This is a genomic window from Photobacterium panuliri (assembly GCF_059920555.1).
The window spans coordinates 1,167,786-1,184,950 of record NZ_CP197192.1 but is presented as its reverse complement, the minus strand read 5'-3'; the positions used below and the strand labels follow the sequence as shown (position 1 = coordinate 1,184,950).

At 52.6% G+C, this 17,165-nt stretch carries 11 protein-coding genes; 3 read left to right on the top strand and 8 right to left on the bottom strand.

The genetic code is table 11. The annotated features are described in order from the left end of the window. Positions 1–21 precede the first annotated feature (21 nt). The 4 genes from phoU to ACSF8X_RS05610 are packed head-to-tail and all read right to left on the bottom strand — an operon-like array spanning position 22 to position 5,448. A complete protein-coding gene (phoU, locus tag ACSF8X_RS05625) occupies positions 22–732 on the bottom strand; it encodes a phosphate signaling complex protein PhoU (RefSeq protein ID WP_047878878.1) in 711 nt (236 codons plus the stop codon). A gap of 10 nt (positions 733–742) precedes the next feature. Next, complete coding sequence (pstB, locus tag ACSF8X_RS05620; protein WP_047878879.1) at positions 743–1,561, bottom strand: phosphate ABC transporter ATP-binding protein PstB; 819 nt, start codon at positions 1,559–1,561, stop codon at positions 743–745. A 23-nt stretch (positions 1,562–1,584) separates the two neighbouring features. Then, positions 1,585–3,177 (bottom strand): phosphate ABC transporter permease PstA, encoded by a 1,593-nt coding sequence (pstA, locus tag ACSF8X_RS05615; protein WP_047878880.1) that lies wholly within the window; start codon positions 3,175–3,177, stop codon positions 1,585–1,587. Between the two features lie 42 nt (positions 3,178–3,219). Then, on the bottom strand, positions 3,220–5,448 hold the full coding sequence (locus ACSF8X_RS05610; RefSeq protein WP_500850883.1) for an ABC transporter permease subunit: 2,229 nt from the start codon (positions 5,446–5,448) through the stop codon (positions 3,220–3,222). 341 nt (positions 5,449–5,789) lie between these two features. Here ACSF8X_RS05610 and ACSF8X_RS05605 point away from each other — a divergent pair, with 341 nt between their 5' ends. The 3 genes from ACSF8X_RS05605 (at position 5,790) to ppx (ending at position 10,005) form a co-directional block, all read left to right on the top strand. Next, positions 5,790–6,293: a glycine cleavage system transcriptional repressor gene (locus ACSF8X_RS05605; RefSeq protein ID WP_047878882.1), complete on the top strand. Its 504-nt coding sequence runs from the start codon at positions 5,790–5,792 to the stop codon at positions 6,291–6,293. A gap of 89 nt (positions 6,294–6,382) precedes the next feature. Continuing rightward, positions 6,383–8,473 (top strand): polyphosphate kinase 1, encoded by a 2,091-nt coding sequence (gene ppk1 / locus ACSF8X_RS05600; protein WP_047878883.1) that lies wholly within the window; start codon positions 6,383–6,385, stop codon positions 8,471–8,473. Beyond that, the gene (gene ppx, locus ACSF8X_RS05595) at positions 8,470–10,005 is read left to right on the top strand and encodes an exopolyphosphatase (RefSeq protein WP_500850882.1); all 1,536 of its coding nucleotides are present in this window, start codon (positions 8,470–8,472) and stop codon (positions 10,003–10,005) included. The genes ppk1 and ppx overlap by 4 nt, the downstream gene beginning before the upstream one ends. A gap of 31 nt (positions 10,006–10,036) precedes the next feature. On the opposite strand, the gene ACSF8X_RS05590 is transcribed toward ppx, so the two are convergent. The 4 genes from ACSF8X_RS05590 to ACSF8X_RS05575 form a co-directional block, all read right to left on the bottom strand. Then, complete coding sequence (locus ACSF8X_RS05590; RefSeq protein ID WP_500851146.1) at positions 10,037–11,035, bottom strand: PstS family phosphate ABC transporter substrate-binding protein; 999 nt, start codon at positions 11,033–11,035, stop codon at positions 10,037–10,039. A gap of 67 nt (positions 11,036–11,102) precedes the next feature. After that, on the bottom strand, positions 11,103–12,407 hold the full coding sequence (gene phoR / locus ACSF8X_RS05585; RefSeq protein WP_500850881.1) for a phosphate regulon sensor histidine kinase PhoR: 1,305 nt from the start codon (positions 12,405–12,407) through the stop codon (positions 11,103–11,105). A 75-nt stretch (positions 12,408–12,482) separates the two neighbouring features. Further along, positions 12,483–13,172: a phosphate regulon transcriptional regulator PhoB gene (gene phoB, locus ACSF8X_RS05580; protein ID WP_047878886.1), complete on the bottom strand. Its 690-nt coding sequence runs from the start codon at positions 13,170–13,172 to the stop codon at positions 12,483–12,485. A 195-nt stretch (positions 13,173–13,367) separates the two neighbouring features. Continuing rightward, the gene (locus ACSF8X_RS05575; protein WP_500850880.1) at positions 13,368–17,165 is read right to left on the bottom strand and encodes an AAA family ATPase; all 3,798 of its coding nucleotides are present in this window, start codon (positions 17,163–17,165) and stop codon (positions 13,368–13,370) included.

Genomic DNA, 17,165 nt, shown 5'->3' with positions numbered 1-17,165 from the left:
CTGAGCCGGGGCGATAAATGACTAACGAAGAATTTTCTCGATTTCTTCCTGACTGGTATGCCGAATATCTTTGCCCTTGACAAAATAAATGATGTACTCACAAATATTCTGGCAACGATCCCCCACCCGCTCTATTGAGCGTGCCGACCACATTACCTGCAGCACATTGGGAATAGATCGCGGATCTTCCATCATATAAGTCATCAGTTGACGGATTATCGCTTCATATTCGCGGTCAATTCTATCATCTTCCTGATAGACCTCTATCGCCGCCTTCACGTCCATTCGGGCAAACGCATCGAGCACCTCATGGAGCATACGCACGGCCTGCTGGCCCAGCGCTTCCAACGACACCAGCAAGTTATACTGCTTGTTGGTGAAATTCTCGAGTGCCACCTTGGCAATGCTCTCGGCGACATCACCGATACGCTCAAGATCGGTGATAGTCTTGATAATCGCAATCACCAACCGCAAATCACTGGCTGTTGGCTGCCGCTTGGCAATGATCCGGGTACAGGCTTCGTCGATAGCCACTTCCATCGCATTCACCTTGTGATCATCTTTGATCACCCGGCGCGCCAATTCGACATCTTGGCGATGCATCGCCCGCAGGGCATCAGCAAGTTGCTGCTCCACCAAACCACCCATCGCCAGCACATGGGTACGAATGCTTTCTAGCTCGGCATTGAACTGACCGGAAATATGACGGCCAAGGCTGATATTATCTAACACGTATTGCTCCTTAACCGTAACGGCCGGTAATGTAATCTTCGGTCCGTTTTTCTCGCGGCGTGGTAAATATGTCATTGGTCGAGGTGTACTCAACCAACTCTCCCATATACATAAAGGCGGTATTGTCCGACACCCTTGCAGCCTGCTGCATGTTATGGGTAACGATAATCACGGTATATTTATCTTTTAAATCGTTAATCAGCTCTTCGATGGTCAGGGTCGATATCGGATCCAAGGCCGAGGTTGGCTCATCGAGCAGCAATACCTCTGGCTCTATCGCAATCGCCCGGGCTATAACCAGTCGCTGCTGCTGACCGCCAGAGAGACCAAATGCATTTTCATGCAAGCGATCCTTGACTTCATCCCACAGCGCCGCGCCGCGCAACGAGCTTTCGACGGCATCATCAAGCATGCGGCGGTCTTTGACCCCCTGCAGGCGAAGGCCGTAAATCACATTCTCATAAATAGATTTAGGAAATGGATTCGGCCGCTGGAACACCATTCCGACCCGACGGCGCAATGAGGCAACATCCACCTGACTATCGTAAATATTCTGGCCATGAAGCATGATTTTGCCATCGACACGGCACCCCTCCACCAGCTCGTTCATCCTATTGATGCAGCGCAGCAAGGTTGATTTACCACAGCCAGACGGCCCGATAAACGCAGTTACCTGCCCCTTGGCAATCCGCATGTTGATATCAAACAGCGCCTGGGTATTACCGTAGTGCAAATCCAACCCCTCAATGGACAGGGCAGTTTGCGCTTCAGGCAAAGCAGACAAATCAACAGGCTCAAACAGGCCAATGGGTGAATTAAGTGAAAACATACGCTATCTAGTATCTCGCTTCGCTATTGCTCTAATGAACGGAACTTCTCTCGCAAATGGTTGCGAATGCCAATGGCTGTCAGGTTCAAACCTATGATCACGGTAACCAGCAAAAATGAGGTGGCATAGACCAACGGCTTCGCCGCTTCGACATTCGGGCTCTGGAACCCCACATCATATATATGATAACCAAGATGCATGAATTTACGATCCAAATGCAAGTAGGGAAACTGGCCATCAATCGGCAGTGACGGTGCCATCTTAACTACCCCTACCAACATCAGCGGCGCTACCTCGCCAGCTGCACGCGCCACCGCGAGGATCAACCCGGTCATGATCGCCGGGCTAGCCATCGGCAACACAATCCGCCACAGCGTTTCTGCCTGCGTAGCACCCAACGCCAGCGAACCGTGGCGTACCGAGTTGGGGATCCGTGACAAGCCTTCTTCTGTCGAGACGATCACCACCGGCAACGTCAATATCGCCAGGGTCAGTGCCGACCACAAGATCCCCGGGGTGCCGAATGTGGGAGCCGGCAGCTCGGCCGAGAAAAAGACATTATCAATACCGGCACCGACGATATAAACAAAAAAGCCCAGACCGAATACGCCATAGACAATCGACGGGACCCCGGCAAGGTTGATCACGGCCACCCGAATCAGCTTGGTGAAGGCATTGCGGCCGGCATATTCATGCAGGTAGACCGCCGCCAACACGCCCAGCGGGGTCACGATCACGCTCATCAACAGCACCATGAAAACCGTACCGAAAATAGCAGGGAACACGCCGCCTTCGGTATTGGCCTCTCGGGGATCATCGCTGACAAAACTGCCCAACTTCAAAAACCAATGGCTGACTTTACCCAGCAGGCTCATCTGGTTGGGTTGCCATACCGACAAGACTTGGTCGAGAGGCAGCCTGATTTCCTGCCCGGTCATCACCCGGATCACCAAGGCATCGCGAGCCAACAGGCGGCGTAACGAGTGCATGGTCTGCTCAAGAGTTCGGTACTGCTGCTCCAAGCCCGCTCGCGACGTATCACTGCCGCCATTTTTCCGCAACTGCTCGAACTGATGTGAAAGCTCCGCCAGCTCTGTTTTCTCCAGCCGGATAAGCTCACGACGAATCGTCTCTGCTTCCTCCAGCCGCTCGGCAAGCTGAGTCAGGCTGACCTTCTCTCCATCATTGTAAAGTGCCACCGGCACACCGTAAGCCAGGCCATTCTTCAGCCTCTCAACCACGGCAACGTCATCCAAGAGGTGCTGTTTTTTGACATAGGGAGCCAATACAGTGACAAAATCGCTACCCAGCACCTCGCGGTTTCCGGTCTTGATAACATAGCGTTCAATCTTGTCACCAGCAAACCCTGCCGTATCGACACCGGCATCTTTCAGTTGCTGTAATGGCACCCATTTGCGCTCATACAGCTCACCAATCACCACGCTGCGATGGCCCGCCTGCTCGATATCAAACTGGTAAACCGGCGCAGGCCAGAAGTAGCCGAGCCCCTTCCAACCAATCAGCAACAGCAACCCGAGCACAGCCAACAGGCTCAAACTTACCGCTCCGGCCGTCAACCAGATCCACGGTGCTCCCGACCGGACCCAGTTAACCATGGTGTGCCATCGACTTTGTCACTATTACTGTCTCCTCCGCCATCAGAGCGAACTATATTTATCCCGCAGCCTCTGTCTTACCAGTTCAGCGACGGTATTGAAAATAAAGGTAAATACAAACAACACAAATGCGGCAAGGAACATCACCCGGAAATGCGAACTACCCACTTCGCTCTCGGGCATTTCAATGGCGATCGTTGCCGCCAGTGTCCGCATCCCCTCCAGGACATTCCAATCCATCACCGGCGTATTGCCCGTTGCCATCAGCACAATCATGGTCTCGCCCACCGCTCGTCCCAGCCCCATCATCACCGCCGAGAAGATACCCGGGCTGGCCGTGAGCAGCACCACGCGAGTCAGCGTCTGCCAATGGGTCGCCCCCAATGCCAATGAGCCACTGGTCAAATGCCCCGGCACCGAAAAAATCGCATCCTCGGCAATCGAAAATATGGTCGGTATCACGGCAAAGCCCATAGCAATCCCGACCACCAGGGAATTGCGCTGATCATACCCAAGCCCCCATTCGTTGGTCAGATAGACGCGCACATCGCCGCCGAAAAACGTATTTTCCAGCGGCTGGCTCAGGCTAAAGCAGCCATAGCCCACCAGCACAATCATCGGGATCAACAGCAAGATATGGAAGCCACTCGGCACCTTGTGTCGCCAGCGGCCTGGCAACTGTGACCATCCCAGCCCTGCCAGTACCATGCTCATAGGAAACAACACCAGCAGCAACACAATCCCGCTGAGGTTCTCCTCGATGATCGGAGCAAGCCAGATCGCGGCCAAAAAACCAAGGATCACGGTCGGCAAGGCTTCCATCAGCTCAATAGTTGGCTTGACGACCCGACGCATCCGCGATGACATAAAATAAGCCGTATATATTGCGCCGCCCAAAGCCAGCGGAATCGCAAAAAACAACCCATACAGGGCGGCCTTTGCCGACCCAAAGACAATCGGCAACAAGCTCAGCTTGGGCTCGAACTCATCGCTGGCCGAGGTGGACTGCCAGACATAATCTGGCTCGGGATAGCCTTCATACCAAATTTTCTGCCACAGCGAGGCAATGCCGATCTCAGGGTGGCGGTTATCAACCGCATAGATCTGCCAACGATGCCCCGTGACCGCAACCAGGCGATCGGCACGAGGTGATATCACCAAATGATCGGGCAATGGCTGGCTGAAAATCATCTCTTCGTAAATAGCACTGTCAGACGTGGTGTAGAAAGCCTCGAGCATGCCGTTGTCGAGCAGGGTGAAAAATCCCTTGCGGGTGTACTCAGGAACAATCTTGAGAATTTTGCCCTTGGCAGAAGCAAAATCACGCGCCTTGATTAATTTGCGCTGACCGTCTCTGACAATTTCAAACCACTGGGAAACAACATCACCTGATTCATCAGAGACCAGCAACGAGTTGGCCCCCGACAACAAGGCCAGCTGGCTGCCTTCTCCCATGATGTCTGTCATCTTAACGGCATCACGCAGCGTTGCCCCTTGCTCGCCCAGAGTAAAGACATTGAGTTTCTGCTCAGTCAGTACGTAGGCCGTTGCGGCATCCGGCGTTACTGCCACGCCGCGCACCGGCGAACTAATACCGTTAATTTCATACGAATGTGCCTCCCATTGCGGCACTCCTGCTGGCGACGTATTGAACCCTGAGAAAAAACGCCGGACCAACAAACGGTTGTCAGCGGTAACACCCAGCATCACGGCACGCTGCTCACGAACGGAAATGGCTAGATGGGTAATAGGCTGGCGAAGGGGATCAAGCTGCTGCACAGGCTTACCGAACGGATAGTCCAATGAAAATGCACTGCCATCGCTGGACGGGTTCGGCACAAATACCATTTTTGCCACTGCCACCTGCCCTTGACTGCCTCCCAGAGCAATCAGATCTTCGTCAGGCAGAGCCGTTGCAACACTGGTCGTGTCATCCAACAGGCTAGCCTGTCCCAATGATTTCCCGGCATTGGCCCCGACCAGAGACACCACATCAATCTGGCCGTGGTCGGAAACCCGGTAAGCCTTGTCGTTATACTCACTCAGGCGGATCAGGGCGGGAGAATCGGCAAAGTCCACAACCAACGTCTGGCGTGGGGTGACCTTTACCGCGGAAAAGATAGGCAAGATGACATAAAGCAGGAAGAAGAATATCAATACGAGGGTGAAAAGGACGGAAATCCCACCGGCGGTTACCCCTACGCGGGCTAGTTTGTCTTTAACCTTACGGCCGGGACTGTCTCCCAACAATATTGCACCGGCCTTCGCCATGTATTCCTCAATCGTTAACGTAAATCTCTTGTCGGGTGTGATGACCCTGGCTAAGCCATTGATAGCCAAGCTGACCCTACATAGTATTGCACCAAGATGACAATTATATGACAAGCCAGGCTCTCCGGCTAATGGCGAGAGGCCTCTTGCGCAGCAATCGACTGAAATAAAATCACTCTTGTGTACTGCACGCCAATGTAGACCTTTTTCAACCGGTTGGCTGTGACTTGAAGCCTAGACAGCCCAGACACATGGCCACATAATGTCTATATACCCAAGTGGTATTCAATCGCACCACCGGCACCACTGCCACCCAGCCTCAGAGACAAAAGGATATGACGATGAAGCACCTAATTATTACTGTTATTGGCACCGACCAGCCCGGATTGGTCGAAACACTGTCTGATACGGTTTACCACAACCACGGTAACTGGCTTTCCAGCAGCCTGAGTAAATTGGCCGGCCAGTTCGCCGGGATCCTACAAGTAGAAGTTGCCGACGAGCATACAACGGCCCTCCACCGCGCCCTCACCGATATCCCATCACTCCAAGTGCATATTGTTGAAGAGCAGCGCCAAACCGACACGCCGACTCAGCTTCACAACATGCTGGTCACTGGCAATGACCGGGCCGGTATAGTCAAAGACGTCACCACCAAGCTCACCGAGCTCGGGGTTAATATCAACAAGCTCAAAACAACTACTGACAGCGCACCCAACTGGGGCTACCCCATTTTCACCGCCGATTTCCGACTAGAGCTTCCCCATGGGCTCTCTCTCGAGCATGTCCAAGAGCAGATCGAAAATATCGCCGATGATCTCAATATCGATATTGATAACAACTGATCCCCAAACGGTTAGCGCGAGGCCAGCCGTGATTCGCCGAATGCGGCTGGTGACGCCATAACCCCACACCGCTTATCAGTGGAATGACCATGAGCACGGAATCACTCTATATCGAAAAAGAACTTAGCTGGCTATCTTTCAACGAGCGCGTCCTGCAAGAAGCGGCAGACAAATCGGTCCCGCTTATCGAACGGGTGCGCTTCCTCGGCATATTCTCAAGCAATACCGACGAGTTCTACAAAGTCCGCTTTGCCGATGTAAAACGGCGGATCCTGATCAACGAAGAGCAAGGGGGCGACGAAAACGCCAAAGAGCTGCTCAGCAAAATCCAAAGCCGGGTTCTCAAACTCAATCAGGACTTCGATACCCTGTATAATGAAATCCTGCTCGAAATGGCCCGCCGCCATATTTTCCTTGTCAACGAACAGCAGCTCGACGACAACCAAAAAGTCTGGCTCCGCAAATACTTCCGCAGCCAAATCCTGCCCCATATCACCCCCATTCTGCTCAACAGCAAAATCAACCTGCTGGCGTTCCTCAAAGACGAATACTCCTATCTCGCCGTCGACATGCAGCAGGGCAACACCAAGCGCTACGCCTTGATCGAAATTCCGACCGACCAACTGCCTCGATTTATCCAGCTCCCCGAAGCCAAAGGAAAAAGGCGGAAGACACTCATATTGCTAGATAACATTATCCGGTTCTGCCTTGATGATATCTTCAGCGGCTTTTTCGACTATGACAGCCTTGCTGCCTATTCGATGAAAATGACCCGCGATGCCGAATACGACCTCAGCCAAGAAGTGGAACACAGCCTGCTCGAGCAGATGTCCGAAGGGCTCAACCAGCGGCTGACTGCGATGCCGGTCAGGTTCGTCTACCAACGCGACATGCCAGCCGACATGGTCGATGTTCTATGTGACACATTGAAGATTTCCAGTTACGACAGCATCATTCCCGGCAGCCGCTACCATAACTTCAAGGATTTCATTGGCTTCCCCAATGTCGGGCGCAGCTATCTCGAAAACAAGCCGCTGCCACCTATCGAAAGCTACCAGTTCATCAGCGCCCGCAATGCATTCGAGGCGATAAAGAAGCAGGATATTCTGCTGTACTACCCTTACCATACCTTCAATCACATGACTGAACTGGTCCGTCAGGCATCGTACGATCCGAAAGTACGCAGCATTAAAATCAACATCTACCGGGTCGCCAAAAACTCGCGGATCATCGAGTCAATGATTGATGCGGCCAACAACGGCAAGCGGGTTACCGTAGTGGTCGAGCTGCAAGCCCGCTTCGACGAGGAGGCCAACATCGTCTGGGCCCGCCGCCTGACCGAGGCCGGGGTTCATGTCCTCTTCGGTGTACCGGGCCTGAAAATCCATTCGAAACTATGCCTGATCACCCGGCAGGAAGAGGACGAGCTGGTCCGCTACGCCCATATCGGCACCGGCAACTTCCATGAGAAGACCGCCAGGATCTATACCGACTTCTCACTGATGACCAGCAACAAGACCATTACCGACGAAGTCAGGATGGTCTTCAGCTATATCGAAAATCCATACCGGCCGGTGAAATTCAGCCACCTCATCGTGTCGCCACGTAACTCACGATCACGCCTTTACGATCTTATTGACCGTGAAATTGCCCACGCCAAGCAAAAACTACCGGCAGGTATTACACTAAAGGTGAACAATTTGGTCGATAAGGGTTTGATTAACCTGCTCTACCAAGCCAGCAATGCCGGAGTGAGAATCCAGCTTATCATTCGGGGGATGTGCGCCCTGATCCCCGGTATAAAGGGGATCAGCGATAACATCACGGCGATCAGCATCATTGACCGCTTCCTCGAACACCCTCGGGTCACCGTATTCGAAAACAACGGCGACCCCGAGGTCTTCATCTCCTCCGCTGACTGGATGACCCGCAATATCGACAACCGAATTGAGGTGGGCTGCCCAATTTACGAACCGGCATTGAAAAAGAAGATCATCGATATTCTCACAATTCAACTGTCCGATACCGTAAAAGCCCGAGTGCTCGACAAAGACATGACTAACCACTATGTCCCACGGGGTAACAAACGCAAAATCCGTTCGCAGACTGAAATTTACGACTACCTCAAACACTCGGAAAAGCAGCTGAAAAGAACTGCGGAAAAGAGCAATAGCCAATGACAGAGCATACACGGCCACGGGAAATCGCGGCCATCGATATGGGTTCAAATAGCTTTCATATGGTCGTAGCGCGCGTAGTCGGCCAAAGCCTGCAAATAGTCAGCCGGCACAAACAGCGGGTCCATCTGGCCTCTGGGCTGGATGAGCACCACAACCTCGACCAACCATCCATCCAGCGCGGCCTCAACTGCCTAGCCATGTTCGCCGAACGTTTGCAGGGGTTCGAGCCGGACAACGTCAGAATTGCCGCCACCTATACCCTGCGCCAGGCCAACAATGCCCATGTCTTCCTAAAGCGGGCCGAAACCTTGCTGCCCTACCCCATCGAGATCATCCCCGGCACAGAGGAAGCCCGCCTGATCTACCTCGGGGTCGCCCACACCCAACCCGATACCGGGCGCAAGCTTATTGTCGATATCGGCGGGGGAAGCACCGAGCTGGTCATTGGCGAGGGGTTTGAGACCGAACTGACCTACAGCAAACATATGGGCTGTGTCAGCTACAACCAGCATTATTTCCCCAAGGGAAAAATCAGCAGCAAGCGGATGGCCGCCGCCCAACTGGCCGCCGAGCAGAAACTGGAGAGTATCGCCAGCCTCTATATCCGAGCGGGATGGCAGGCTGCTATCGGCTCGTCAGGCACCATCAAGGCGATACGCGAAGTGCTGATCGGACTCGGTTACAATGACGGCATCATCACCCCCGAGCGGCTGGACAAACTTTATGAGGCCATCCTCAAGGCCAAGCACTATGACGAGCTCGCCTTCGAGGGACTGAGCGATGATCGCAAACCGGTCTTCGCTGCGGGCGTCGCGATCCTATGTGCGGTATTCAAATCGCTCGCTATCTCCGAAATGGTCTTTTCCGATGGGGCATTGCGTGAAGGCTTGCTATACGAAATGGAAGATCGCTTCCGCCACAGCGATATCCGAACCCGAACCGCCAGCGCAATGGCAAAACAGTATAACGTGGACATAGCCCAAGCCAACCGGGTCAAAGACTGCTCCGAGATGCTCTACAGCCAAATCGAGTCTCACCCGGGGCTAGCCAGAAGCGAACTGGCGACCCTGCTCAACTGGGGATCGCTGCTGCATGAGGTGGGCCTGAGTATCAGCTACCCGGGTTTCCACCGTCATTCGGCCTACCTGCTGCGCCACTCGACCATGCCGGGATTCAACCTCGAGCAGCAAACCGTTCTGGCGACCTTGGTTCGCTTCCAGCGAAAAAGCCTCAAGTTCGAAGAAATGCCAGAACTCAGCATCTACAAACGCAAGCATCTCTATCCGCTGATCCGAACCTTGCGCCTTGCGGTCGTGCTCAACGGCCAGCGCAGTGACGAACCGCTACCGAGCATCACCGTCACTGCCGACAAAGAAACCTGGCTTTTGACCTTCCCTCCCAACTGGGAGCAAGACAACCGCCTACTGGCCGCCGACCTGCGCCAAGAACAAGAGTATTGGCAAAAAGTCGGCTGGTCACTGCAATTGGGGGAGCACACCGACGAGAAGCCAGCCGAGAAGCCGGAGAACTAATTCAAATACGACAATAGCAACAGGCTGGCCGTCACTCTTCTACGGCCAGCCCGAGTTGATCCAGCGTTTGGCTGACCACGCTGGCCGGCAGCGAGACATACCCATCCTTGGACACCAGCTCCTGCCCCTGTGCCGACATGACAAAGCGGATAAACTCGGCGACCAGCGGCGAGAGCGGCTTGCCTGGCGGCCGGTTAATGTAGATATACAGGTAACGAGAGAGCGGGTAATTGCCATTGACCGCGTTTTTCACCGTCGGCGCAACGTACTCCGTTCCCTTGCGGGCAATCGGCAATGCCCGGATCCCCGTCATCTGGTAGCCCACCCCGGAGTAGCCAATCGAATTGAGCGAACTGGCGACCGACTGCACGACCGAGGCCGAGCCCGGCTGCTCATTGACATTGTTGCGAAAGTCCCCGTGGCACAGGGCCTTTTGCTTGAAATACCCATAAGTGCCCGACACCGAGTTGCGTCCATAGAGCTGGATATCACGCTTGGCCCAGTTACCCGTCAGTCCCAGTTGCCCCCAGCGGGTGATCGGCTGGGTACTGCCGCAACGCAGGGTCCGTGAATAGATCGCATCCAACTGCGAAAAATTCAGCCCCTTGATTGGGTTGTCTTCATGAACGAACACCGCTAGGGCATCGATAGCCACCCGGATCTCAGTCGGTTTATAGCCGAACTCCTGCTCGAAAGCCGCCAGCTCACGGGATTTCATCCGCCGACTCATCGGCCCAAGCTGGGCCGTCGCCTCAACCAAGGCCGTTGGTGCCGTCGATGAACCGGAAGCCTGGATCTGGATATTGACACTCGGGTAGTAACGCTTGAATTCTTCAGACCAGTAGGTCATCAAATTGGCGAAAGTATCCGAACCGACCGATGACAAATTCCCGGAGATACCCGTGACCTCCCGGTACTGGGGAAGATCGTGGTTTTGCACCAACTCCCCTTCGGCGAATACCGTTGCCGGGAGATACCCAGCGGCAGCCAACATCACACAGGTGATACCTGTCGACAGGCGTCGAATCATAGTCATGGCTATTCCTTGCAAACAACAAAAGCGGCCCCTCGGGACCGCTTCGAAAAACAACAATAGATCATGCCGCCTTGGCCACCAGCCGCTGCGGCAGGGTAAAGGAAAACGTGCTGCCTTCACCAACGGTACTCTGGATCTCCAGATGCGAATCGTGATGGCTCAACGCATGTTTCACAATCGCCAGCCCCAAACCACTGCCGCCCGTCTCGCGCGAACGGGCCTTGTCGACCCGGTAGAATCGCTCGGTCAGGCGATGGATATGCTGGGGTTCGATCCCCTGCCCGAGATCCGTCACCTCCAACCTCGGCCCCGAAGAAGAAAGGAACCAGCGTACCGTGATCTCGGCGTTGGCTGGCGTATGCTTCACCGCATTGTAAACCAGATTGGAAATGGCGCTGCGTAGCTGATCTTCATCGCCAAGCACCTTGAGCGACTTGTCGACCTCAAAGGTGAACAAGTGATCCTGCCCGCCACTGAGCGAAACGGCCTCCTTCTCCAAAACGTCCAGCATGGCGGGCACATCAATGATTTCTTCCAGTTCGATGTTAGGGGCTGCCTCGATCTTAGAGAGGGTCAAGAGCTGCTCAACCAAGGCATTCATCCGCGACAGCTGCTCAGTCATAACGCCATGAGCCTTGTCCCACATTGGGCCAATCAACATATCCGGGTCTTTCGACATCTCCAGATACCCCTGCAGCACCGTCATCGGGGTACGCAGCTCATGGGAAACATTGGCAAAGAAATTGCGGCGCATTCCTTCGAGCTGTTTGACCTGCGAAACATCGCGCACCACCATCAGGTATTCCCCTTCGGTGTACGGCATGATCCGCAGCTCCAGCGTGCGGTCGTAATTAAACGGCGAGGTGATCTCCAGCGGCGTGTCAAAAGAACGTTTAGCCAGATAGCGAACAAAATCCGGGCTCCGGAGCAAATTGCTGATCGGCTGGCCGGCATCATCCGGCCAGCGGAAACCGAGCAGGTGCTGGGCTAGCTTGTTGCACCATACGATGTTCCCCTCACTGCGGAAAACAACCACTGCATCAGGTAGGGATTCGGCACCATTGCGGAAACGGCGGATCAGGGTAGCCAGCTCTTTACGGCGGCGGCGGTTGCGCTGCTGCAGGCGATAAATACCATTGAACAACGGCTCCCAGCTCCCCGAGCCGGATGGCGGTGTCAGGCTGCGCTCTTTCCATAGCCAATTGGACATTTTCAACTGGTTATGGAAATGCCAAATCAACTGGATCCACGTCGCGACCAACAGGAACCACGGCATATAGCCAAAAATCCAACCCAGCGCGATCCAAGGCAAGTAGAAAAAAATCAGTTCCCAGACCCATTTTTTCCACGACAGCCGCTCTACCATCAAAGACTCCAATGCCGCCAGACAGAAGCTGCCGGCGGCTTAACTTAAACAAAAATATTCAATATGGGTAATACGCTACACCCGAGTCGAGAAACGGTAACCCGCCCCGCGTACGGTCTGTACCAGCTTGTCATGCCCATTGGCTTCCAACGCCTTGCGCAGACGTCGGATATGTACATCAACCGTACGGTCCTCGACATAGACATTGGTCCCCCAAACGTTGTTCAACAACTGCTCACGGCTATATACCCGCTCTTGGTGGGTCATAAAGAAATGCAGCATTTTGAATTCGGTCGGCCCCATATCCAGCGGTTCGTCATTGGATGTGACTCGATGCGAAACCGGGTCAAGTTTTAGCCCCTGCACATCAATAATATCTTCAAGTGAGGTCGGCGATACGCGGCGCATAACCGCTTTGAGGCGTGCCATCAGCTCTTTCGGCGAAAACGGCTTGGTGATGTAATCATCAGCACCGACTTCCAGCCCGCGGACCTTGTCTTCTTCTTCACCACGGGCCGTCAGCATCACGACAGGAATGCTGCGTGTCAGCTCATCACGCTTCATGTGCTTGATCAGGTTGATCCCGGAGCCGCCCGGCAACATCCAGTCCAAAAGAACCAGTTCAGGATACGGTTCGCACAATTTCTCAAGTGCGGAGTCGTAGTCTTCCGCTTCGATAGGCTGATATCCTTTCTGTTCGAGTACGAAACAAAGCATTTCGCGGATTGGTGCTTCATCCTCTACGACAAGAATCCGTCTAACCATCGTGTTCTATACCTACTTAGTTGCTGTCTTTTGAGTGTCAATTATGTGTGTTAAGTATGACACTTTTGTGACCGAGGTCGATTAAACGTAACGCTACGTCCATCAAATTGTCATTTGACAGCGAGTAAACATACCAAGGCCTGCCACAACGCAGGCCCCTCTGAAGCCATTGATAGGATTAATAATATATAACTACTATCCCATCACTGTCACTCGGCTTCGCCCACCGCCCATTGCATCGACGGCCACCTGAACGCCGATCCGTTCCACCAGCGTACCGACATGGGAGATCACCCCTATCTGGCGGCCATCGGCCTGAAGGGCATCAAGGCAAGACAGCGCCAATTCCAAGCTGTCCGGGTCCAAAGTACCGAAGCCCTCATCGATAAACAGCGAGCCGAGCTGGCGGGTATCTGCCGCCAAAGACGCCAAAGCTAATGCCAAGGCCAGCGAAACCAAGAAGCTCTCACCGCCAGACAACGATTCCACACTACGCACCTCATCGCCCATGTCGTGGTCAATCACCTGCAAGGCAAGCGGGCTGCCCGGCACCGGCTGCAAAGCATAGCGCGGCGCAAGTTCATACAGATGCTCATTGGCATTAATCACCAACTGTTGCAGGGTTAATCCCTGGGCCAAAGTTCGGAATTTATTACCGGAGGCAGAGCCAATTAAATCGCTCATTTCCATCCAAAGCTCAGTCTGCGTCTGTTGGGCCGCTAAAGCGGTACGAAGATCACCGGCTTGTTTTTCCGCTTGTTCGCCCAGCTCTAAGCGCTGACGGAATTGGAAAACCTGATCATCAAATTGTGACTTTTCCGTCTGCCATTGGGTAAATAGTTGCTGCTGGTCTGAAGTATCATCACTGATGTTATGTTCACTAAACCACTGCTTGGCAAGTTCAACCGTTGGCTGATAATCCTGCTGGGCTTGCTGTCTTTCCTTAACAATGGTTTCGCCCTGAGACACCGCTTGCTCTAACTGTTTGAGTTCACTGCGCTCTTGCTGTAACCAAACGTCGTCTTTACTTAACAGCGCCGTTAATTCAGCCTCGGTTAACGCTAATTTTTCTAACCATGCTTGCCACACTTGGTGTAGCTTTTGTTGCGCAGCGTCAGATTCGGCTAACTGTTGGGTTGCGTTCTGCTGTCTGGTCAGCTCTGCGGCAATCACTTCTGCTAATTGACTTAATTGCGTTTGTAACTGCTGGCAGTGTTGCTGCTGCGCGTCAATATCGGCTTTGGCTGAGCGCTCAATAGTATCTAGTGGCAGCTCACCAATCAGGTCAATACGTTGTTGCCAACAAGCCTGTTGCTCTTTCGCAAGACGAGTCACTTTCGCTGTGATCTCATCGATTTGCTGCTCACCGTGTTGAACACTATTGGTTAACGTCGCGAGCACAGGCGCAAGCTCTGTCAGTTGTTTATCCAGTCGCTGTTGCTGTTCAAGATTGCTTTGATATTGCTGAATTTGCAGTTCTAAATCAGCAATAAAGCCTGCTTTTCCTTGCTGTGCTAATGCATTTAACCAGGTGTCATTGCCATAGATAGCCATTAACGCTTGTTGTCTTTCCGCTACCACATTTTGCAAGTTGTTTGCTTGTGCCGCAAATGCATTCAACTGCTCTTGCGCTTGGGTTTGTTGCTGGGTTAACAGGTAACATTGCTCTTTCAGCTCCGCTTCTTGCTTTGTTAACTGCTGTAATTGAAGCTGTTGTTTCTTCACCTCTTCAATGAGTACTTTGCGCTGTTCACCCTGCACTTTAATCTGCAGCATTTGTGCTTGCGCACCCTCTAAAGCGTGCGACCAATTTGCCTGATAATCAGAAAGTTGGGCTAAATCGCTGGCAACAGATAGCACAATTTCCGCTAACGTTATGGCATCCAAATCCACTGCCATTAAATCTGTCCAGTGGCATTGTTGTTGGTCGACTAACCCTTGAATGGTGTTATTTAGCCCAACGATATCTTGCTCAAGCTCAATTTGGCGTTGCTTATCTTGGGCTGCAGATTGGGTTAACTGATGCTGCTCGGCATACGCGTCTTGTCGTTGTTGCGCTAATTGCTGTAATCGCTGCTGTTGCTGGCTAATAATACTTTCAACTTGTGGATTATGCTGCTGATAAGGATGCTCTGCTGAACCACATAATGGGCAAGGTTCCCCTTCAACAAGCTGCTCACGATAGTCGGTTAAGCTCATTACCGCACGACTTTGGTTTAGCTGGAATTCAACTTCTTTATGCTGTGCATCGAGCTGTAACAACTCAGGGGCTAATACCCCTAGACGTTGCTCACTGGTTGCAACGCTATTGGCTAAACCTTGTCGCTGGAGCTGTAATTTATCACGCTGTTGCAACAAGCCATGCCATTTATCGAGGCCAAATAAGCTCTCTTTTAACTTGCTGCTTAATTGCTGATACGCCGCATAGTGTTGGCGTTCTTGATCTTGCAATTGCTCTAATGCAGTCAGATCGTGCGCTGCAGTCTGTTCGGTTAATTGCTGTTTTTGCTGATCCAATACCGAAAGCTGTTTATCCAGCTGGATTTGCTGCTGAGTCACTGTAGCCAGTGTTGTCTCACGCAATGTAATATCGGCTTGCAACTGGGCAATGTGATTTTGCGCTTGTTGGAACTGACTGATGTTATCTTTGATCGCATTCTGCTGCTCTGCCAAAGCTTTTACTCCTTGCGTTTGCGCCAGAGCTGCCATTACTTGCTGCTGTTGCGATTGAGCGGCATATTGCTGTTGTTGTTGACTTGCGAGCTGCTCTCGCTGCGCAGTCAGTGCTTTATTTAAGCTCGCTAATTGCTGTTCTAGCTCCGCGCTTTGTTGCAGCAAACCATCACGTTTTTGTTCAATACTTGCCGCTTGTTTTAGCTTTGGTTCAAGTTCAACAAATACCTGTTGTTTTTGTGCTAATTGCTGCTGACTTTGCGCTACCTGATTTTGCAATTGCCCTTGTTGTTGCTGCTTTTCCGTTAATTCAGTCGTTGCCGATTGCAGTGTCTGTTGCCATTTAATCACTTGTTGTTGAGCTTGCGATAATAGCGTGAAGTCACCGCGTGCAGGCAATGCCTGATCATACTGGTTAAGTTGACGATAACGCGGCTCGGCCAATTGATGCGCTTGCTTTGCTTGTTCTAACTGCTGCTCACTTTCACCAATACGGTGAGTCAGTTTTTCTGCATTCACCAACACATCTTGGTGCTGTTTGAGTTGCTCAAGTTTTTGTTGCTGGCTTCTTACTTGCTCACGGGCAATCGCTAATTGCGCATTTAATGCGTCGCGCTCTTCATCGGTCAGCAGTGCAATATCACCTAACTTACCTTGAAGCTGAGTCAGTTTTAGTTTTTCATCTTTAGCGCGTTCATGGGCGGCAATGGATAAACGACCGTAAATCTCACCGCCGGTCATGCGCTCTAGCAGTGCAGCACGCTCATCAGCCCCGGCTTTTAGAAATGCGGCAAACTCCCCTTGAGGCAACATCACGGCACGGCGGAACTGATCGAAACTCAATCCAATCAGCTTTTCGATTTCCGCTTGTAACTCTTGCTTTTTACCCGCAAAGCGTTGCCCTGTTTCAATGTTTTCTAACCATTGCTCAGCGGCTTGAATTTTGCCTTCAGCCCGACCACGAGCACGACGAACATGCCAGTGAGCACGCCAATGAGAACCGTCGTTGGCAACAAAATCGACTTCGGCAAAACCTTCGCCTTTACCCCGAGACAAAATACTGCGCACATCATTGGCTTTGATACGGTTATCGTCTTCATCACGACCGATCTCTGCATCATTCTTTTTGTTGGATTGCAAACGAGGAATACGGTCAAACAACGCCAAACAAATCGCATCGAGCAGCGTAGATTTGCCCGCCCCCGTCTTACCCGTTATCGCAAACAAGCCAGCATCACCTAAGCGACCACCCGCAAAATCAATCTCAAACTGGTTTTGTAAACTCGCTAAATTTTCACCACGAAGCGCAAGGATTTTCAT